We start from the raw sequence: 21,265 nt of genomic DNA on the forward strand, positions 1-21,265 counted from the left end.
GTCGAACGAACTTCGACCTGATCGAGGCGGGCGGGCTAGTCGGCGGTGCGCAGGGCGTCCATGACCAGGTCCAGGAGGCGGTCTACCTGGTCGGGGGCATCGCCGGCGGCGGTGCAGATTCCCAGGAGCATGAGGGTGAGATCGTCGGGGTTGATATCGCTTCGGAGGGAATCGGTTTCGGCGCCGGCGGCCAGGAGGGTGGCGATGGCGGCGGTAATGCGTTCGCGGGTGTTCGGAGTGGTGATGCGGCCGGTGGCCCAGCCTGCTCGGAGGGTGTCGATCCTGCCGCGCTTGGTGGTGAAGAAGGTGGCGTAGTTGCCCATCCAGGCTCGGAGGGCGGCGTCCGGGGGGAGTTCGCGGAGGAGGGCGGCGGCGCTGTCGGTGACCTCGTCGAGTTGGGTGGCGTAGACAGCCTCGACCAGGTCTTCGCGGGTCGGGAAATGCCGGTAGAGGGTGCCGATGCCGACACCGGCTTCGCGGGCGACGCCCTCGAGTGAGACGGGACCGGCGGCCGCGGCGAAGGCGGTCCGGGCGACGGCGAGGAGTTTGTCGCGGTTGCGCACGGAGTCGGTGCGCGGGGTGCGGGTGGTTCTGGGCGTCGCGGCGGGATCCTCGGCGCTGGGTATGGTGTTGCTCGGCTTCAAATCGGAGGCCCCTCCGGTTCAGTGGTACGCTCAAAGTAACGGAGGCTCCTCCGCTTATCTCATCGTCTCATACGGAAAGAACAGCCATGAGCGTGAACAACACATCGTCCGCCCAGCTCACCGCCGCCGGTGTTCCGCGCGCCGGTGGCAACGGGACCCTCGGGCGGCATACGGTGTCCCGCATCGGTTACGGCGCAATGCAATTGGAGCGCCTGCACGATGACCGCGACGCCGCGATCGCACTGCTGCGGCGTGCGGTGGAACTCGGCATCGACCATGTCGACACCGCCGAGTTCTACGGTTTCGGGTTCGTCAACGGGCTCATTCGCGACGCATTCAGCGCTGACGACGGTGTTGTCGTCGTGAGCAAGGTGGGCGCCGACCCCAATCCCGGCGGTCGTATTCGGCTGCGCCCGGCCCAGCAGCCCGACCAGCTGCGGGCCAGCGTCGAGGACAATCTGGCATCGCTCGGCCTGGAACAGATTCCGGTGGTCAACCTGCGCCGCCTGGACGCCGGGCCCGGCCTGCGGGCCGAGGGTGACCAGGTGGTGGACCTGGACGACCAGCTCGCGGCGCTGATCACGCTGCGCGAGGAGGGCAAGATCGGCGGGATCGGCCTGAGCAGCGTGACGCTCGACGGACTGCGCCGAGCCCTTCCGGCGGGGATCGTGTGCGTGCAGAACGCCTACAGCCTGGTGATGCGCGGCGATGAGGACATGCTGCAGCTGTGCGCCGCCGAAGGCATCGCCTGGATGCCGTATTTCCCACTGGGCAGCGCTTTTCCGGGTCTGCCGAAGGTGACCGATGCCCCGGCCGTCATCACCGCCGCGCAGGCGCTGGACCGCACACCCGCGCAGGTCGGCCTGGCGTGGCTACTGCATCACGCGCCGAATGTGCTGCTGATTCCCGGTACCGCCGATATCGGCCATCTCGAGGCCAATGTCGCCGCCGGAACGATCCCGCTGGACGACGCTGCCCTCGCCGCGCTGGATGCGGCCGAATCATTCTCGAACGACATCCGGCTCGGCTGAGCCACAGCGCATTTCGATCAGTTTCGAGAACTGACCAGAGCAGGTTCGAGCGCCGAGTCACGACGATTCGACGCCTCGGACCGCCGCAACCACAGGGCCGTCCCCGCGAACAGCGCGAGTGTCAGCCAGATGTAGGCATTGTGGTCGAAGAAGGCGAACGGGCTGCGGTTCGGGAAGTCGAAAACACTGCCGAAGTGGATGCCGACCAGGTCGAACGCGCCACCGGAGGTGACCAGGAAGACCGCCACCAGCCCCAGCGGCGCCACGATTCCGCGGCGGCGCAGGGCGAGATCACCCAGGTAGACCAGCAGCGGTGCGATCCACACCCAGTGGTGAATCCAGCTGTAGGGCGAGACCACGGTGGTGGTCAGTCCGCACAGCACGATCGCGGGCAGTTCGCGCCCGGTCGCCGACAGCCGCCGCGCCAGCAGCAGGCACACCACGGTGATGGCGAGAGCGCCTGCGAGCCACAGCAATTGGAGCTCGTGGGCGCCCAGGGAACGGGCGATCATGCCGCGCAGCGACTCGTTCTGCGGGTTCGTCGGAACACCCACTCGCGCCGGATCGTCGAAGGCGCCGCCCCAGAACGTCACCGAATCCTTGGGCAGCACAGCCAGACCCACCATCATGGTGGCAACGAGCGAACCGACCGCGGTGGCGGCGGCCCGGTATCGGCGCGTCACCAGGAAATACAGCACGAAGAACACCGGGGTCAGCTTGATTCCGGCGGCAATGCCGGTCAGCACACCCTTCCAGCGCGAGGAATCTGGCAGCGCCATATCCGCCAGCACGAGCAGCAGCAGCAGAATATTGACCTGCCCGAAGGCCATGGTCTCCCGAATCGGCTCGCACAGCATGAGCAGGCCGGCGATCGACAGGCCCAGCACCACCAGCCGCCGATCCCGCCGATAGCCCAGGACCGACAGCGCCGCCCACATCGACCCGGTCAGCATGACGAAATTGCCGAGCGCGCCGATCCAGGTGAACCAGGCACCGCGCAACGCCACCAGCGGTACGAACAGCAGTGCGCCGAACGGTGAGTAGACAAACTCCCAGACACCGCGGGTGTGTCCGCGCAGCGGGGTGTCATAGACCGAAACGCCGTCTGTCACGCGCTGCGCGGCGATCTGATAGGTGCCGAGATCGACCAGGTGCATCATGGTCCGCGGTGCGGCCAGTACCTGGTGCAGGTAGTAACCACCCGCCACGGCGCCCAGCAGCGCCACCACCCAGACCACCGCCGATGGAATCGTGCGCCGTTGCGGCACACCGCGATTCACGGCTGTCACCTGCTCGATCGTCGACAACGCCATACCTATCCCCACTGCAGAGTGCTACCTATAACCCCGCCCCACCGTAGTGACACAGCTCCGTACCCGCCAGGCGGCGGCCGCGTGCAGCGCATGGGCCTGGCGTGTCACCTTTCGCGCCTGCGATTCGTCACCACTATGAGTCACCCGTCGACAGAGAGTGTGAGCGTGACGCGTCTCGACCTGCCGGCAGCCGAGTTCGAGGGGCAGCGCCCGCGCCTGAAATCGGTGGCCTATCGCATGATCGGTTCGCTGGCGGAAGCTGCACGATATTTTCGGGCTGCCGTTCGAACAGACCCCGCTAACTCGCCTCAGCCGAGGTGGACGCGGAGCACGTCGCCGCGTCCGGTGGCGACCATCAGGTCATCGGTGCCCGGGACCGGTACCGCCGCAGCCATCGGGCTGTCGGTCAGCACGGTGCAGGCGGTGTGGGTGCCGGGGTCGACGCGGACCAGGGTGCCCGAGGTGGTGGCGACGTAGAGGAATCCGCCGGGGCCGGTGGTGAGGTCGTCGGCCAGGGCCAGGTCTGCGGCGGTGCTCTGCGCGGAGGGCGCATCGATCGGGATGCGCAGGATGCGTCCCTGCGGGCTCAGGTAGACGGTGGTGTAGACCGCATCGCCGTCGACGGTGACGCCGTTGACGCCGAACGTCTTCGCCTGTGCGGTCCAATCGGCGTCGATGGTGCCGTCGGTGCGGACGCGGACGACGCCGGAGGTGGTGTCGGCGATGTAGAGATTGCCCGCGGCGTCGAATGCGGCGCCGTTCGCCATGCCGAGTCCGTTGACGAAGACCTCGGGTACGGGCGCGGCGGCGGTGGGGTCGAATCGCACCACGCCGCTGTTGTGGGTGCCGGGCAGCATGTTCAGTGTGGTGTCGCCGTATACGACATACATCAGGTGATCGGGACCGAGGCGGATCGCACCCGGCGAAGTCACCGAGACGGTCGCGGTGACCTTGCCCGCCGAGTCGTAGCGCTGCACCACGTTTCGATAGAGCCGCGATACCCAGAGGTTGCCCTGTGCGTCGTAGCCGAGGTTCTCGGCCCAGTCGACGAACGGGATGTCCGGCCCGGTGACGGTGGTCGCGGTGGCGGGGGAGCAGGCCGGGGATTCGGCGTGCGCGGCGGCGGGTGCGGCGACACCGGCGGCCGTCAGAGCCACGAACGCGGCACAGGACGAAGCGACCCCGCGATACCGGAAGCGGTTGCGGACATGGGGGTGGTTCGGCCGCGTATCCGGCACGAGCTCTCCTGCGGTTCGAGTGGTTGCCGCGAGGACGCTCGCAGCGGGTCCATGCATGGTAGGTACAGTCGCGGATTCTATGCCTGGGTGCGCGGCACCCAGGCACGGTTCACCGTCGAATCAGTCGGCGCAGCGCGCGGTGCGCGGGTCGAGCCGGGCCAGTGCGTCGACGGTGGGGCCGGGCTCGGGCTGATACAACATCAGGCGCTGGCCGGCGGCCCCGCGCACATCGAAGGACTGGTAGGTCAGTCGAAGCAGGCCCACCTCGGGGTGGTGGAATTCCCGGGGATCGGTCGTCGCGGCGCACAGCGTGTACGAATGCCAGAGCTCGGCGAATTCGGCACTGGCAGAATTCAATTCGTCGATCACCAGCTGTAGTCGCAGATCGTCCGGATACATGGCCCCGACTTGCCGGAACGCCGCCACGATCGCCTGGCAGGTCCAGGTCCAGTCGACACAGAACTGCGGGCTGACCGGCTCGAGGAAGGTCATGCGCGCCAGATTGTCGATGCGCGGATACACCGAGAAGAATGCGTCGGCCATCGCATTGGTGGCGAGGATGTCCATGGCCGGATTCAGGACGAAAGCCGGTGCGGCCGGATAACTTTCCAGAATTTGCCGCAGCACCGGACCGACCTCCTCGACCGGCTGCCCCGGCATGGCGACGCCCGCGAGCCGGTAGAGGTGTTCGCGCAGCGCCACATTCAGCAGCAGCGCCCGGCTCAGCGCATCGAGCATCTGTGCGGAGGGATGGCGCTCGCGCCCTTGTTCGAGACGCGTGTAGTAGTCGGCATTCATCCCGGCCGACTCGGCGACCTCCTCGCGGCGCAGCCCGGCGACCCGGCGCCGGCCGTAGGAGACCAGCCCGATCTCGTCGGGGTGCACACTTGCCCGCCGCGCACGCAGGAAGTCGCCGAGCAGGTTGTCCGTCATGCCGCCAGGCTAGGCCGCGGCCCGGTGTGACGTGCCACGAGCTACTCGGTAGCAGCCCTGCGCTCGTCGCCCGAACCCTGGCGCGTGCGAGTCCCGTTGTGTTACAACGGAGTTACTAGTAATTGCATAAGCTAACTATCTAGGAGGCTGTGGAATGTGCGGTATTACCGGCTGGGTGGCATTCGATTCCGATCTCACCCAGGAACAGCAGATCCTCGAAGCAATGACGGAAACCATGGCCTGCCGAGGTCCGGACGGCCGCGGCACCTTCGTGCACACCCACGGCGCACTCGGGCATCGACGGCTCGCGATCATCGATCTGCCCGGCGGGGCCCAGCCCATGGGTGTGCGCACGCCCGCGGGTGAGGTGGGGCTGGTGTACTCGGGGGAGACCTACAACTTCCGGGAGTTGCGTACCGAACTCACCGGGCTGGGCCACACCTTCGACACCGACAGTGATACCGAGGTGGTGCTGCGCGGCTATTTGCAATGGGGCACAAGCGTTGTCGACCACCTCAATGGCATGTACGCGTTCGCCATCTGGGATCAGCGCACCGAAACACTGGTCATGGTGCGCGACCGGATGGGCATCAAACCGTTCTACTACTACCCGACTCGCGACGGTGTGCTGTTCGGATCGGAACCGAAGGCCATTCTGGCAAATCCGCTGGCGCGCAGGGCGGTTGATCTGGACGGTCTGCGGGAGCTGTTCACGCTCACCAAGGCGCCGGGCTGGTCGCTGTGGAAGGACATGCGCGAGGTACTGCCCGGAACGCTGATCACGGTGGACCGCAACGGCATTCACCCGCGCACCTACTGGCGCCTGAATGCGGTCGAGCACACCGACAGTCGCGACGACACCGTAGCGAAGGTGCGCGAGCTGCTCACCGATATCGTCGACCGGCAGCTCATCGCGGATGTGCCCCGGTGCGTACTGCTCTCCGGCGGACTCGATTCCAGCGCCATCACCGGGCTGGCGGCCGCCAGGCTCGCGCAGCAGGGCGAGCAGTTGCGCACGTTCTCGGTGGACTATGCCGACCAGGAGGAGAACTTCGTCCCCGACGAGATGCGCGATACCCCCGATTCACCGTTCGTGCGGGAGGTGGCGGCGCTGGTGCGGTCCGCGCACGAGGATGTGGTGCTGAATCCGGCGCAGTTGTCGGATCTATCGGTGCGGCGGGCCGTCATCGCCGCCCGCGATATTCCCGCCGGTCTCGGCGATATGGATACGTCACTGTATTTGCTGTTCAAGGCGATTCGCGCGCAGTCGACCGTGGCGCTGTCGGGTGAGTCCGCCGATGAGGTCTTCGGCGGCTACCGGTGGTTCCACGACGAGGTGGCCGTCAAGGCCGATACCTTCCCGTGGATGGCGTTCAGCAACCCGCTCGCCGGTGAATCCAGCTTGCAGGTGCTCAATCCGCAACTGCGCGACCGGCTCGATATCGAGACCTATATCGGTGATCAGTATCTGACCGCCGTCGCCGAGGTCGAGCATCTGGACGGCGAATCCGAGATCGAGCATCGCATGCGCACCGTCTGTCATCTACATCTGACCCGGTTCGTGCGCGCGCTGCTCGATCGCAAGGACCGCGCGTCCATGGCCGTCGGCCTGGAGGTGCGGGTGCCGTTCTGCGATCACCGGCTCGTCGAATACGTTTACAACACACCGTGGTCGATGAAGACCTTCGACGGGCGCGAGAAGAGTCTGCTGCGGCATGCGACGAAACATGTGCTGCCCCACTCGGTGGCACAGCGCGTGAAGAGCCCCTACCCCTCGACTCAGGACCCCGGCTACGCGGCCAATCTGCAACAGCTGGCGAAAGAACTGCTCACCGAGCGTGATTCGGCCCTGTTCGATCTGGTCGATCGGGCGTGGCTGGAGCGAGCGGTAATCCAGGATCCGGCCAAACTGGAGAGCCACACCCGCGTCGGACTCGACCGGGCGATCGACCTGCACACCTGGCTGGATATGTATTCGCCCGAGCTGCAACTGGACTGACCGACTCGGTGGAAAAGGCAAGCTGTCGAGGCAGGAATTCCTGCCTCGACAGCTTGCCCCTGAGCGACGACTGGGCAAACGCCGCAGCACTTCTCCCGCATGGCAAGAGCGGACACCGGTATCGGTCGTAGCATCAGCAATAATTTCCGCTCATCCCTCGGCAGGACGATAAATGCATGATGGCACCCGTGTACCCAAGGCCCACTCAGCCCGCAGGGATCGCGGCGCGATAGGCAATCGGAGTCTGGTGTCTCAGCTGGCTGCCGCGGTCGAACGCGATCCTGACGCGATCGCCGTGCGCACCGACGAGGTCGAGCTGACCTACCGCGCGCTCGACGCGTTCACCAACCAGTGGGCACACCGGTTGTGCACGCTGGGCGTCGGACCCGAAGATCGCGTGGCCGTCGTCCTGGCCCGATCGGTCGACTCGATCGCAGCGATCTGGGCGATCGCCAAAACCGGCGCCGCATTCGTGCCGATCGACCCGTCCTATCCACGCGCACGCATCGAGTACCAACTCACGGACAGTGCGTGCACCTACGGAATCACCGATCGGCGCTCCTTACCCAATCTCCCCGACGGGGTCCATTGGCTGGCAACCGACGACCCGCACCTGCGGGAGGACCTCGCCCAGGAATCTGTCAGCGCGATCTCCTACCTCGATCGACGTGCACGCTTGCGTACCTCGAATATCGCCTACCTCACCTACACCTCCGGCTCGACCGGGCGACCCAAAGGCGTCGGCGTCACCCATACCGGCCTGCCGGGGTTGTGCGCTCAACTGCAAACCACGCTCGACATCACCTCCACCGCACGCGTTCTGCACTTCGCCTCACCCAGCTTCGATGCCTCGGTTCTCGAGTTGCTGCTTGCGGTCGGATCGACAGCTGCCATGGTGATCGCCCCGCCCACGATTCTCGGTGGCGCAGACCTCGCCGCCTTTCTGCACCGGCACCGGATCACCCACGCCTTCCTCACGCCCTCGGTCCTGGCGACCATCCAGCCAACCGGACTCGACGATCTCGGCACCGTCGTCGTCGGCGGGGAGCCGTGCCCGCCGTCGCTGCTTCGGCAGTGGGCCACGCCGGGGCGCCGGTTCCACAATGCGTACGGCCCCACCGAGACCACCATCGCCACCACCCTGAGCGGCCCGCTGCGCGCTGCGGACACCGTCACCCTCGGCGCTCCCGTCGAGGGTGTGGACCATCGCATTCTGGATTCCCGATTGCGAGCGACCCCCGTCGGCGCGATCGGCGAGTTGTATGTGGCCGGCCGCGGTCTCGCGCGCGGATACACCGGTCACCCGGAAGCGACCGCAGCGCGATTCGTACCGGACCCGGTTGGCGCGGCGGGCGACCGCATGTACCGCACCGGAGATTTGGTGCGCCGCAACAATTACGGCGAACTGCTATACATCGGCCGGATCGATGATCAAGTCAAGGTCCGCGGCCGGCGCATCGAACTCGGCGAAATCGACGCCGTTCTCACCGATCTGTCCGCCGTCGTGGACGCGGCGACCGTCGATCGCACCACCGCCGCCGGCGCTACCGAACTCGTGTCCTTCGTACGCGGACACGCGGACCTGCCCATCCGATCCACGGATATCCTCGCCGCGCTCGCCACTCGATTACCGGCCTATATGCTGCCGAATTCGGTGACCGTGCTGGAACAATTCCCGCTCACGCCCACCGGAAAGATCGATCGCGCGGCACTTCGTGCCCTCCCGGTGGCACAACCCACCGCATCCGGCCTTCCCTCCAGTGTCGGAGAACAAGCGGTCACCGACGTCTTCGCGCAGGTGCTCGGACACGAGAACCTGAGCAGCGATACCGATTTCTTCGCCGCCGGCGGCAACTCACTGCTGGCGACCCAGGTCGCGGCTCGATTGAGCCAGATCTGGAAGACGCAGATCCCCACCCAGTTGCTCTTCGACCATCCCACCATCGCCACATTGACCAAGGCCATCCGATCCCAGCACTTCGACGCGGCCCGAGCGCCGCTGGTGGCAGGCGTGCGACCGGATCGAATTCCTTTGTCGCCGAACCAACTACGTTTCTGGTTGCGCAACCAGTTCGACACCGGCTCGGCGGTCGACAATATCGGATTCGCCCTCCGGCTGAACGGTATCGACAGCGCCGCGCTGCAGGCCGCGCTCATCGACGTGGTAACCCGCCACGAGGCGCTACGCACGCGGTATCCCGCCGACGGTGCCGGCCCCCATCAGGTGATCCTGGACCCGGGCGCCGTCGCCGATCGGTTCGCCCTCCTCGATGTCGGCACCGAGGAGGCGTCCGCACTTGTGCATCGCATCCTGCGCCAAGGTTTCGACGTCACCGCCGAAGTGCCGCTGCGGATTCGGCTGCTGCGTACGCCCGATGAGCACATCCTCGTGTGCGCGGTGCACCATATCTGCGCGGACGGCTCCTCCCTCGCTCCACTGGCCGCCGATATGGCCCAGGCCTATGCCGCCCGGCACGCGGGCAGTGCACCGCACTGGCAACCGGTGACCGTCCAATATGCCGACTACGCTCTGTGGCAACAACAACTCCTCGGCTCCCGCGAGGACACCGATTCCCTCTTGTCACAACAACTCCGGTACTGGAGTCGAGAACTCGACGGCCTGCCCGAGCAGCTCGATCTGCCCGCCGATCGACCCCGGCCCGCGGTCGCCTCACTGCGCGGTGCGACACTCGATGCCCTGGTGCCCGCCGCCGAACACACCGAGCTACTGGGCTTCGCCCGCAGCCGGAACGCGAGTCTGTTCATGGTGATGCGCACCGCGCTGGCGGTCCTTTTCGCTCGACTGTCGGCCACGACCGACATCGCGATCGGCGTCCCGATGACGATCCGCGCCGAACCGGCGCTCGTCGGTGTGGTCGGAATGTTCGTCAACACCACTGTGTCGCGAACTCGCGTGGACCTCACCGAAACCTTCTCCGCGCTGCTGGCGCGGACCAGAGACCGCGACCTGGCCAATTTCGCTCACTCCGAGGTGCCCTTCGAACATGTCGTGGATGCGGTCGATCCGCGGCGATCACCGGGTCGGCACCCGCTCTACCAGGTCGGATTCGCATTTCAGAACTTCACCCGCGCCCAACTGGACATCCCAGACACGGGACTGTCGCTGTTCGACGTCGAGGCAGAGACGGTGAAGACCGATCTGCACATCGGCGTCATCGACTCTCGCGAACCCGACGGATCCCTCGGGCCGATCGGGATCCGATTCGGTTACAGCACGGATCTGTTCGATCGAGAGACGGTCAGGCGGTTTCTGGACGCCTACCTTCGGTTGCTGCGCTCGATCCTGCAGGACGCGTGGACACCGGTCGGCGATCTGGCGCTCACCGATGCCGAGGACCGCGGTGATCCCACCTACCTCGATCATCGGCTCCCGCCCGAAATACTGACCGCGGCCCTGGCGCGGCAAGCCGCCGATCGCCCGGACACGATCGCCGTGGTCAGCGGCCCGGAGTCGATCAGCTACGGCCGCCTCCGCGATCGGGTCACCCGCCTGGCACGCTGGCTCATCGGCCGGGGGATCGGGCCGGAATCGATTGTGGCGGTGGCCATGCGCCGTTCGATCGATCAGGTCGTGGCGCTGTACGCGGTCGCCGAGGCCGGTGCGGCCTGGGTGCCGATCGATCCCGACCACCCCGACGAGCGCAACACCTACATTCTGGACTCCGCTGCGCCGCAATGCATTCTGACGACAACCGCGGACCGATTCGGTCTCGGGGTCCCGCATGCCGTCGACGACCTGGACCTGACCGCGTTCGCCGCGGGACCGATATCCGACCGTGAGCGTCTCGCCCCACTGCGCGGTGACAACCCCGCCTACGTGATCTACACGTCCGGCTCGACCGGCCGTCCCAAAGGTGTTGTGGTCACCCATGACGCCATCGTCAACCAGCTGACCTGGATGCGCACCCGCTACCGAGTCGAACCACACGATGTCTACCTGCACAAAACCGCAGCCACCTTCGACGTCTCGCTCTGGGGATATTTTCTTCCGCTGTCGGCGGGCGCACGGCTGGTCCTGGCCGGACCCGAAGAACACCGAGACCCACACGCGATCAGCAATCTCATCGCCGCCCACCAGGTCACCCTGACCGACTTCGTTCCCACCATGCTCGCCCTCCTCGCGCGATCGGCTCGATCCCACCAATTGCGTTCGCTGCGCGCGGTATTCGTCATCGGGGAGGCGCTGGCGCCGGACACCGCACGGGCGTTCGCCCAGCTCTGCCCTGGGGAGTTGCACAACCTCTACGGGCCCACGGAAGCCGCGGTGAGCATCACCGAACATCGGGTGGACGACAACGACCTGTGCGCACCGACCGTTGCGATCGGTGTTCCGGTCTGGAATTCCCGATGCCGGGTACTGGATTCCCGGCTGCACACCGCGCTGCCCGCTGTGCCGGGCGAGCTGATGCTCACCGGCGTGCAGCTCGCCAGGGGCTATCACCGTGCGCCCGGGCTCACCGCGAGCAGATTTGTCGCCGACCCGTTCGGCCCGCCGGGCACACGGATGTACCGCAGTGGTGATCTGGCCCGGCGGCGAACCGACGATATGCTCGAGTATCTGGGGCGCACCGATTTTCAGGTCAAGATTCGCGGACAGCGCATCGAGCTCGGTGAGATCGAAGCCGCGCTGCTCGAAGACGCCGACGTCGCTCAAGCGGCTGTCACGGTGCACAGGTCCGACGCCGACGCCCGCCTCATCGGCTACGTCGTACCCCGACCCGGAACCAGGGTCGACTCGAAAGACTTGCGCCGCAATGTATCCACTCGGCTACCCGGATATATGGTCCCCTCGGCAGTGCTGGTCCTGTCCGCGCTGCCGCTCAATACCAGTGGCAAACTCGATCGTGCCGCCCTCCCCGCACCGCGGTTCACCGGCGACAGCGCCGTGGCACCGCGCACCACGCTGGAGGCGGCCATCGCCCAGGCGTTCTCGCAGGTGCTCGACGTGCCGGACGTCGGTATGGCGGATGACTTCTTCGACCTCGGTGGATCGTCGCTACTGATATTCCTGCTGCATCAGAGACTCTCCGAACAACTCGGGCGCGACGTACCGATGTCGGCAATCCTCAACGCGCCCACGGTCACCGGGGTCGCGGCCTATCTGAACGGTGTGCGTAACCCACACGCCCCCGGCGCGCCCGCCGCCGACGCCATCCTCGAACCTGCGATCACCGCGGCCGGATGCGCGGCCCGCCGAGCCGGGCCCGATACCGTGGTGCTGCTCACCGGCGCCACCGGGTTTCTGGGCGCACACCTGCTCCACGAATTACTCACCAGCACCGGCGCACGAGTGTGGTGCCTGGTGCGCGCCCGCGACGACCAGGCCGCACTCCAGCGAATCACCGAATCACTGGAGCAGTTCGGGCTGCCCACCGGCCAAGTCTCCGGCCGGGTTTCCGCACTGGCCGCGGACCTGTCCGCCCCGCAACTGGGCCTTTCCGCAGCACAGTTCGACCAGCTCGCCGAACACGTGGACGCGATCTATCACAACGGCGCCCGCGTCAATCATCTCGACCCCTACGCACGCCTGCGCGCCCCCAATGTCGAAGGCACACGCTCGATACTGCGACTGGCGACCACCCATCGGGTCAAGAGCGTGCACTTCATCTCCACGCTCGGCGCGGCGATACCGGCGGATCATCTCCCCGGCCTCGTCACCGAGAACGACCGATTGCCTGCGGATCAACTCCAGGACAATGGCTATCTGACCTCGAAATGGGTTGGCGAGGAACTGGTCCGGCAAGCCGGCGAACGCGGCGTCCCGATTACGATCCACCGGCCCGGCACGATCTGCGGGCACACGCGCACCGCCGTCAACAATCCCGACGACGCGTTCTGGAACATGATCCGCGCTGCGGCGATTCTTGCCATGGCGCCGGATGTCGGCGATGCCACGGTCGCACTCGTCCCAGTGGACTACGTCGCACCCGCGATAGTCGCCATCGCCGCACAACCGCGCCGAGAAGTCGTGTTCCATCTGGTCAACCAGACGCCCCTCGAGGTCCGGGACGTCCTCGATTGCGTGCGCGAGTACGGCCTCCCGATCACGACCACCCCGTTCGACATCGTGCACAGCACACTCGAACAACGGTCTGCCGCGGATATCGCCACCGGCGACGACTCACTCACCCGCGCTGCCCTTCTTGCCCCCACCTTCGCCGGACTCGCAGGGCAGACCCGCTATTCCGACATCCACGCACAAGAGGCCTTGCGCCACAACGGCATCCACTGCCCAGCCATCGACCGCACAGTGATCCACCGCTACCTGGACCGATTCTCCGCCTCCGGATTCCTTCCCCGGCCCATCGTCCTCGAGCAGCAGCTCCCCGTGTAGGCGCGAAAACGATGTCGAGGCCGGTACCGTCGCTGCGGTACCTGGCCCCGACGTTCGATCCGGCACCTGAGATCAGAACTGGCCTACGGCAACAGAAACGGGCGGTTTCGGCTGAAACTGATCCGAAACCGCCCGTAGGCTTACTGCTTGTGTCGAGAGGGGGACTTGAACCCCCACGTCCCTAAGGACACTAGCACCTCAAGCTAGCGCGTCTGCCATTCCGCCACCCCGACCGGTGAACCTCGACAAGATTAGCCGAGGGCTCGCCGAAACCGGAAATCGGCTGGTACAGGCCGGTTTCGGGCGGAATTACTTCTTGATGAAGATGCCGGCGATGTCAGCGTTCTTGATCGGGGTGTCAGCGTTGGACTGCACCTGGCACAGGGCTTGGACCGAAGCCATGCTCAGGTCGACATTGGTGCCGGAGGGCTCGTTGTCATTGCCCGTCTGCTGCTTGATGAACTTGGTGATGGTGATGCGCTGGGTGTTCGCATCCTGTTTGAGGTAATCGGTGCACTTGGTGTCTCCGCCCTGATTGACGGCTGTCTTGATCTCGCTGCAGCCGCTCATCAGCGTGACGGCGAACGCAGCGGCGGCCACGCCGGCGGTCCATCGCATGGTCTTCATGAGCGTCACTGTAGAGCGGCGCCATCGATCGGCAATCCTGGCTCGACCCTGAGATCACCCGGATCTGGTGTGATTTGCGTCACAAATGCCCGCACGTTTCGGGGGTATGTGATGGCAAGGTTGAGGCATGTCTGCTGCTTCCGCCGAAACGATTCGGGTCCTCGGCGCCCGCGAGCACAATCTCCGCAATGTCTCCCTGGAGATCCCCAAGAACAAGATCACCGTATTCACCGGGGTGTCCGGATCCGGTAAGTCCTCCATCGTGTTCGACACCATCGCCATCGAATCGCAGCGGCAGCTGTATGCCACTTTTCCGGCGTTCATCCTCAACTTCCTGCCCCGGTACGAGCGCCCGCACGCCGAGGCCATCGAGAATCTGACCGCACCGGTGATCATCGATCAGAAGGCGGTCGGGGGCGGGCCGCGCTCGACGGTCGGGACCATGACCGATATCTACGCGCTCATCCGCGCACTGTTCGCGCGCTTCGGATCACCCTCGACGGGACTGGTCTACGACTACTCCTTCAATACCCCGCAGGGCATGTGCACCGAATGCGACGGCCTCGGCATGACGATCACGGCCGACCCCGACAAACTCGTGGACCGGAGCAAATCGCTCAACGAAGGCGCGATCCTGCTCCCGGGATACGGTGTCGGCAGCGGAGATTGGCAGTTGTACGGCAACTCCGGGCGCTTCGACCTGGACAAGAAGCTCGCCGACTTCAGCGAGGCGGAATGGCACGATCTGCTGCACGGCAGCGGCGGCAAAGTGGAGCTGGCTTTCAACAAGGGGACTTGGAAGGCCAACTACGAGGGCCTGGCCGACAAATTCACCCGGTCGCGGGTCAAGCGCGACACCTCGGGGCTGTCGGAGAAGACGCGCGAACAGATTCAGAAGTTCCTGCACGAAGGGGTATGCCCGGCCTGCCACGGTGCGCGGCTCAATGAGAAGGCCTTGGCCACCAAGATCAATGGGCACACTATCGCCGAGTGGACGGCACTGCAGATCACCGATCTGATCGAGGTGCTGGACCAGGTGACCGATCCCGCGGCGCAGGGGCTGGCCGAGGCGACTCGCGTCGCACTGAGCCGGGTCGCCGATATCGGGCTCGGATATCTGAGCCTGGACCGGGCGACCTCGACGCTGTCCGGCGGTGAGGGCCAGCGTTTGAAGATGATCAAACATCTCGGCAGCACGCTGGTCGGAATGACCTATATCTTCGACGAACCCAGCGTCGGACTGCATCCGCGCGATGTCGGGCGGCTCAATCACATGCTGGAGGCGTTGCGCGACAAGGGCAATACCGTGCTGGTGGTCGAGCACGATCCCGACGTCATCCAGATCGCCGACCATATCGTCGATGTCGGGCCGCGGGCGGGCACACACGGCGGCGAGATCATGTTCACCGGCAGCTTCGCCGAACTGCGGGCCGCCGACACCCTGACCGGACAGGGATTGCGGCGGACGTTCGCGGTGAAGGAGTCGTTCCGGGCGGCCACCGGCGAACTGCGGATCGACGGGGCGAGCGCACACAACCTGAAGAATGTCTCCGTCGGGATTCCGACCGGCATTCTCACTGCTATCACCGGTGTCGCCGGATCGGGCAAGAGCAGCCTCATTCGCGACGAGTTTATGGCACGGTACCCGGATTCGGTGTTCGTCGATCAATCGGCCATCGGCGCTTCCTCACGCTCGACACCCGCCACCTATCTGGGGCTGATGGATCCCATTCGCAAGCTGTTCGCCAAGGCGACGGGGGAGCCCGCGGGCCTGTTCAGCTTCAATTCCGACGGTGCGTGCCGCGAGTGCGAGGGCCGCGGCGTGATCATCACCGAGGTCGCCTATATGGATCCGGTGACCACGCACTGCGAATCCTGTGACGGGCGGCGGTTTTCCGAGCAGGTGCTGGCACTCACGCTGCGCGGCAAGTCGATTGCCGATGTGCTGGAGCTCTCGGCCGAGGATGCGGTGGAGTTCTTCACCGAAAAAGCACTGAATGCCAAGTTGCGCACCATGAATGAGGTCGGGCTCAATTATCTGAGCCTGGGGCAGGCGATGAGCACACTGTCCGGCGGTGAGCGCCAGCGCATCAAACTCGCCACCCAATTGCAGCACAGCGGCACCGTGTACGTGCTCGACGAACCCACCACCGGGCTGCACATGTCCGATGTGGATACGCTGCTGCGGCTCATGGACGGGCTGGTGGAGCGCGGTAATACCGTTGTGGTGATCGAGCACAATCTGGATGTGGTCGCGCATGCCGACTGGGTGATCGACCTCGGGCCGGACGGCGGTAAGAACGGCGGCGAGATCGTGTTCACCGGGACGCCGGCGCAGCTGCTGCGGCATCCGGATTCGCTGACCGGTCAGTACCTGCGGCTGTATCGGGAGGGGTCGGCCGTCCGCGGCTGAGAGCCGTTGCGGCCGTGGCGAATCCGCTGCGGCCGCAGTGCGTGCCGGTTGGCAGCGGCTGCCGGGTTTCGGCATCTCCCAGGGTCAGTGGCCTGATTCGGCGGACATCGCCGCACGCCAGATCCGGGCTTCGGTGGTTTTGCCGCGTCTTTCGAGCACCTCCGCGACCCCGGCCATGGCGCGCACGTCACCGTGGTCGGCGGCCATGCGCCACCAGTGCTCGGCCTCGTCCAGCTGCGCGTACCGCAGCAGCACCACGGCCAGGTCGTAAGCCGCTCCGGCATGCCCGGAATCGGCTGCCTGCCGCCACAATTGGCAGGCCTGCAGCTCATCCCCGCGACCGTGCATGGCAACACCCAGGTCGTAGAGCGCACCGCCGTAGCGACCGGCTTCAGCAGGCGGAATCGGATCGGGCGGGGTGGGGCAGGTGGCGAATTCGACGACCAGTTCGGTGAAGTCGGGCGGGCCGACGCCGGTGCTGCAGTGCAGGACCAGGCAGGAGCGTTCGCGGGTGATGAGCATGCCGTAGTTGCCGGACCAGGACACGATCGCCTCGTTCGCATCCACCCACACCGGCGTGAGCGAGAGGGCCGCGCCCGCGCCCGTCGGGCAGACCCGCAGGTCGATGCCCTCGGCCATGGCATCACTCCAGACGTCGACCCCGCCCAGTTGACGGCCGTCGAGCTGTACGTGCCCGCCCTCCACGGCCAGTCCGATGCCGAGTCCGTGCACACCGTGCCGCGGTTGCGCCGAGCGCAAAGTGAGCGTGACGGTGGTGGGTACGTCGCCCAGCACCTCCGAGAGCACCGGGTAAACCTTCGCCCCGTGCCAGGTCAGCGGCTCGCCGCCGGCGTATCTGTCCGCGAGTGGCGGTTCGTCCGTCGCCCGCTCGGCGTCCTGATACAACCCGGTCATTCGCCCCGCCTTCCACCGGTGCTCCCTTGATGTCGCGGCCCACGGTAGTACCCCTCCGGGCCCGTGCGCCCGGTATTTGCCAGGTGTCCATACGAGCAAACTTCTGGTCGCATGACCTGTGGCGCGAAGCGCTTTCAGCAGGTCGCTCGACGTGTTGAGCCGAAACACGCGGTGTGTCGTACCGGTTGCGGGGCCGGTGTCATGTTTACTCGACGCCGACGTACCAGCGAACGAGTGAAAGGTAAGGACATATGGCTCTGCCCACAATGACCCCCGAACAACGCTCCGAGGCGCTGGCCAAAGCCGCCGCGGTTCGTAAGGCCCGCTCGGAGTTGATCGCGCAGGTCAAGCAGGGATCGGTCAGTCTGGCGGAGGTGCTCAAGCGCGCAGACAACGAGGACCTGGTCAAGAAGACGAAGGTTGCGGCCGTGATCAAGGCGCTTCCGGGCATCGGCCCCGTCAAGGCCGCCAAATTGATGGATGAGGCGGAAATCCCCGCCGACCGCCGTATCGGCGGACTGGGCTCTCGCCAGCGCGCTGCGCTGCTGGAGGCGTTGACAGCCTGATCTCGGAGGGTCGCCGACCGGGTCGAACTTTGACCCGGCGGCAACCGCTCCACCACGACTACCAGCGAGAATGCGAATCAACCGGGACGATTTGGTCCACGCGGGCTGATCCGATAACCTTGCTGAGCAACCCGGTCGGGGTGGCGGAATGGCAGACGCGCTAGCTTGAGGTGCTAGTGTCCTTAGGGACGTGGGGGTTCAAGTCCCCCTCTCGACACAAAGCAAGCTCCGGATATTCTTCACCGAATATCCGGAGCTTTTTTGTGTCCGCGAACGCCTAACGTCGCGGTGCATCGGCCATGGCCGGTCGGCGCTGCCGCGGCAGCATCAGCGCCGGCAGGATCGCGACGGCACCGATCGCCAATGCCCACCAATAGGTTTGGCTGAACGCGTGGGTGAACGTGTCGGCCTCGGGGGTCCGATGCGCGATATTGCGTTGAATCAGCACCAGCAGCGCGGCAACGCCGAACGAACTTCCCGCGCGAATGCCGACATTGGTAGCGGTTGTCGCCGAGGGGATCTCGGAGTGCCGCAGAGTTTTGTAGCTGACGCCCATGGCCGCGGGCATGATCATGCCGTGTCCGAGGCCGATCACGAACAGTAGTGCCAGGACCAGAAAGGCGCTGGTACCCGGCCCGATTCGGGTCAGGCCGAAGATTCCGAGCAGGACCACCGGCAGTCCGGTGAGGATCAATAGTCGCGGGGAGTGTTTGTCGCTGAGCTTGCCGGTGATCAACGTGGTCACGATCGCGCCCAGCCCCAGGGGCGCGACCATCGCTCCGGAGCGCAGCGGGCTGTCGCCATCGACGGTCTGAAAATTCAACGGCAGCAATGCCGTCAGACCGGACAGGGTGCCGATGTAGACGAACATCATGACGTTGACCGCGGCGAAGTTCCGATCCCGCAGCAATCGGATGTCCACCAGCGCCGCATCACCTTTGCGCCGTGCGTGCAGGACGTAGCAGCCGAGCAGCACGATTCCGGTCAGCACGCCGGCGATGACGCGGATATCGGCCGGGCTCCGCCCGCTGCCCGCCTGTGCGGCGCCGTACACCAGCGCGCCCAAACCTGGTGACAGCAGCGCCAATCCGAGGAGGTCGAGCTCGGCATGGCGATCGCGGACCGGATCGGCCGGCAGCAGCGCGATCGCGGCGATGACCGCGATCGCGCACAGCGGAATGTTGATGAAGAACATCCACCGCCACGACAGGTGCCCGAGGATCAGACCACCGACCGTCGGGCCGAGCATCGGTGCGAGCATCGCGGGCACCGCGACCGCGCTCATCACGCGTCCCATCCGGGCGGGTCCGGCGGCGCGGGCCAGCATGGTCTGCCCGATCGGCATGACCATGCCGGCGCCGAAGCCCTGTAGCAGCCGGAACATGATGAGTGCGGCGATGCTCCAGGCCATTCCGCACAGCACCGATCCGGTGATGAACACCAGCAGCGAGGCGATCCACATCGTCTTCGGGCCGAAGCGCACGATCGCCCATCCCGACAGCGGGATACTGGCCGACAGCGCCAGGGTGTATCCGGTCAGCACCCACTGGATCGCCGTGAGCGACGTATCGAACTGCGCGCCGAGGGTATTCACGGCCACGCTCGTGATCGTGGTGTCCAGGATCGTCATGATCGCGCCGAGGACCACCACGATCACGAGCTTGCGCAGGGCCGGATCGAACTCGGTCGAAACCGGCGGAGCCTGTGTCATCTGCTTTGTCTCCCACCAGCATCCGGTTACAGCCAGCCGCGGCGCGGGCGCGCGTAGCGCGGTTTCAGGACATAGCGGTACAGGGCGCGAATCGGGGAGGGCAGGAAACCGAGCATCTTGGCCTGGGCCTCGGCGGGCGCGTCGTCCAGTGCCCACGGCAGGTACTCGGTCACGGCGCGAAGTCCGTTGCGCTTGCGCATCTCCGCGCCGAAGGCCGCCCATCCGGGCCCGCCGACGGTGCGGTCGATGAGCGGCAGCGCGAGCTGTTCCTCGTGGGTGAAGTGCGTATCGAGCGCCGCGGCCAGTGCGTCCACATCGGAGCGCAACCCCCGGTCGCCGCTTTCGGTGGCGATTCCGGATTGCACCGCGGCCAGCAGTTTCCCGATGCCCTCGTGTTCGGCCTCCATGTCGTCGAGAATCGCCAGATCCGCCGGATCGGTGACGGCGGAACGCACCAGCGGCCACAGTGCGGCGTCCTCGGTGCTGTGATGGCGATCGAGCTGACGGAGGAAGGTCTCCCATCCGATCCGCACGGACGGCTCGGTGAGCCGGCCCTCGGCGACCGCGGCCGTGAGGCGTATCAGGTCGCGCATGCAGGCGTCGTGGGCGAGATACATCCCGAAGAAATCGATTGTCGTGGCCGGTCGGTGGTTGTTCATGGCCATCTGCCTGTCCTGTTTAATTTAGTTAGACTGTATGTATGAATGAATCAGGTTCGCCAGGTACTGTCAAGGCCATGAGCCCACGCCAGTACAACCTGGGGAAGCGCACCGCGCAGATCGAGCAGAGTCGCCGGCAGGTCCTCGATGCCGCCCGGACCCTGCTGGGTGAGGGCGATAGTTACAGCGGATTCACCCTGGATGCGGTGGCCAAGCGCGCGGACGTGGCCCGTGCCACCGTCTACTACCAGTTCAAGTCGAAAACCGGTCTGCTGGAAGCGGTGTGCGATGATCTCGGCGTGGTCGGCGGCCTGTCCGAATTGGTCAAGGCATTCACCAACCCCGAACCACTCGCGGCGCTGGCCGAATTCATTGCCTGCTTCGCGCGCTTCTGGCAGGCCGACCGCCCCGCCATGCGGCGACTGCGCGCGCTGGCCGCGCTCGACGCCGAAGTGCACGCGGTCATCAGCGCCCGCGACGAGCGCCGCCGCGAAGGCCTGGCGGTATTGTCAGCCCCCTTCGCCGATGGGAACCCGCCGGGGGAGAGCACCGATCAGCGGGTGCGAATCCTGCTGGCCCTCACCAGCTTCGAGACATTCGACACCATGGCCGGACCGGAAGGCGACCTGTTCGACGCCGTCCCGGTGATCACCGGCATCGCGGCCACCGTACTCGGCGCGAACGCATAGTTCCGGGGCGCAGCCGGTCCATCCCGGTCACGAGGTCGCCGGGATTGTGGCCGAAGTCCATTACGGCACCACCGGATTCGCGGTCGGGGACCGGGACCGCGGCATGACCGACTGGCGCGGTCATTCGCTCATCGTCGACGAGGTATGGCGCGAGGTGGCCGAATACGGGCTC

Annotated in this window: 14 protein-coding genes, 2 tRNA genes and 1 pseudogene; 8 read left to right on the top strand and 9 right to left on the bottom strand. The window is 66.0% G+C overall.

Going from position 1 to position 21,265, the window contains the following annotated elements; translation table 11 throughout:
* Positions 1–35 precede the first annotated feature (35 nt).
* Positions 36–626, bottom strand: a complete 591-nt coding sequence (locus tag ABZX86_RS08300; RefSeq protein WP_355122569.1) for a TetR/AcrR family transcriptional regulator — start codon at positions 624–626, stop codon at positions 36–38.
* 104 nt (positions 627–730) lie between these two features.
* Here ABZX86_RS08300 and ABZX86_RS08305 point away from each other — a divergent pair, with 104 nt between their 5' ends.
* Positions 731–1,675 (top strand): aldo/keto reductase, encoded by a 945-nt coding sequence (locus ABZX86_RS08305; protein ID WP_355121375.1) that lies wholly within the window; start codon positions 731–733, stop codon positions 1,673–1,675.
* A 17-nt stretch (positions 1,676–1,692) separates the two neighbouring features.
* Here ABZX86_RS08305 and ABZX86_RS08310 read toward each other — a convergent pair whose 3' ends face one another.
* From ABZX86_RS08310 to ABZX86_RS08320, 3 genes are all read right to left on the bottom strand, one after another.
* The gene (locus ABZX86_RS08310) at positions 1,693–2,988 is read right to left on the bottom strand and encodes a glycosyltransferase 87 family protein (protein WP_355121377.1); all 1,296 of its coding nucleotides are present in this window, start codon (positions 2,986–2,988) and stop codon (positions 1,693–1,695) included.
* Between the two features lie 308 nt (positions 2,989–3,296).
* Positions 3,297–4,226 (bottom strand): hypothetical protein, encoded by a 930-nt coding sequence (locus ABZX86_RS08315; RefSeq protein WP_355121379.1) that lies wholly within the window; start codon positions 4,224–4,226, stop codon positions 3,297–3,299.
* 120 nt (positions 4,227–4,346) lie between these two features.
* Positions 4,347–5,159: a helix-turn-helix transcriptional regulator gene (locus ABZX86_RS08320; protein WP_355121381.1), complete on the bottom strand. Its 813-nt coding sequence runs from the start codon at positions 5,157–5,159 to the stop codon at positions 4,347–4,349.
* A gap of 154 nt (positions 5,160–5,313) precedes the next feature.
* Between ABZX86_RS08320 and asnB the strand changes: the two genes are divergently transcribed.
* Both asnB and ABZX86_RS08330 read left to right on the top strand, forming a co-directional pair.
* Positions 5,314–7,158 (top strand): asparagine synthase (glutamine-hydrolyzing), encoded by a 1,845-nt coding sequence (gene asnB, locus ABZX86_RS08325; protein WP_355121382.1) that lies wholly within the window; start codon positions 5,314–5,316, stop codon positions 7,156–7,158.
* 247 nt (positions 7,159–7,405) lie between these two features.
* Entirely contained in the window at positions 7,406–13,513 is a 6,108-nt protein-coding gene (locus tag ABZX86_RS08330; RefSeq protein ID WP_355121384.1) for an amino acid adenylation domain-containing protein, read from the top strand.
* A 150-nt stretch (positions 13,514–13,663) separates the two neighbouring features.
* On the opposite strand, the gene ABZX86_RS08335 is transcribed toward ABZX86_RS08330, so the two are convergent.
* Positions 13,664–13,746 (bottom strand) — tRNA-Leu (locus tag ABZX86_RS08335).
* Positions 13,747–13,822: 76 nt separating this feature from the next.
* A complete protein-coding gene (locus tag ABZX86_RS08340; protein WP_355121386.1) occupies positions 13,823–14,140 on the bottom strand; it encodes a hypothetical protein in 318 nt (105 codons plus the stop codon).
* 127 nt (positions 14,141–14,267) lie between these two features.
* Here ABZX86_RS08340 and ABZX86_RS08345 point away from each other — a divergent pair, with 127 nt between their 5' ends.
* Positions 14,268–16,553 carry an excinuclease ABC subunit UvrA gene (locus ABZX86_RS08345; protein ID WP_355121388.1) on the top strand — a complete coding sequence of 762 codons (2,286 nt, stop codon included), beginning with the start codon at positions 14,268–14,270 and terminating at the stop codon, positions 16,551–16,553.
* A gap of 84 nt (positions 16,554–16,637) precedes the next feature.
* Here ABZX86_RS08345 and ABZX86_RS08350 read toward each other — a convergent pair whose 3' ends face one another.
* Entirely contained in the window at positions 16,638–17,468 is an 831-nt protein-coding gene (locus tag ABZX86_RS08350; RefSeq protein ID WP_355121389.1) for a hypothetical protein, read from the bottom strand.
* A 251-nt stretch (positions 17,469–17,719) separates the two neighbouring features.
* Between ABZX86_RS08350 and mihF the strand changes: the two genes are divergently transcribed.
* Complete coding sequence (mihF, locus tag ABZX86_RS08355) at positions 17,720–18,034, top strand: integration host factor, actinobacterial type (RefSeq protein WP_297624306.1); 315 nt, start codon at positions 17,720–17,722, stop codon at positions 18,032–18,034.
* Between the two features lie 134 nt (positions 18,035–18,168).
* Positions 18,169–18,251 (top strand) — tRNA-Leu (locus ABZX86_RS08360).
* Between the two features lie 60 nt (positions 18,252–18,311).
* On the opposite strand, the gene ABZX86_RS08365 is transcribed toward ABZX86_RS08360, so the two are convergent.
* Together ABZX86_RS08365 and ABZX86_RS08370 are read right to left on the bottom strand one after the other, a co-directional pair.
* Positions 18,312–19,745, bottom strand: coding sequence for an MDR family MFS transporter (locus tag ABZX86_RS08365; RefSeq protein WP_355121391.1), 1,434 nt, complete (start codon positions 19,743–19,745; stop codon positions 18,312–18,314).
* A gap of 26 nt (positions 19,746–19,771) precedes the next feature.
* A complete protein-coding gene (locus tag ABZX86_RS08370) occupies positions 19,772–20,410 on the bottom strand; it encodes a hemerythrin domain-containing protein (RefSeq protein ID WP_355121393.1) in 639 nt (212 codons plus the stop codon).
* 71 nt (positions 20,411–20,481) lie between these two features.
* On the opposite strand from ABZX86_RS08370, the gene ABZX86_RS08375 reads away from it, so the two are divergent.
* Together ABZX86_RS08375 and ABZX86_RS08380 are read left to right on the top strand one after the other, a co-directional pair.
* A complete protein-coding gene (locus tag ABZX86_RS08375) occupies positions 20,482–21,093 on the top strand; it encodes a TetR/AcrR family transcriptional regulator (RefSeq protein ID WP_355121394.1) in 612 nt (203 codons plus the stop codon).
* A 22-nt stretch (positions 21,094–21,115) separates the two neighbouring features.
* A pseudogene (locus tag ABZX86_RS08380) lies at positions 21,116–21,208 on the top strand (NADP-dependent oxidoreductase); the annotation flags it as partial.
* Positions 21,209–21,265: the final 57 nt, after the last annotated feature.

This window comes from Nocardia sp. NPDC006630, from assembly GCF_040611495.1.
Lineage (GTDB): Bacteria > Actinomycetota > Actinomycetes > Mycobacteriales > Mycobacteriaceae > Nocardia.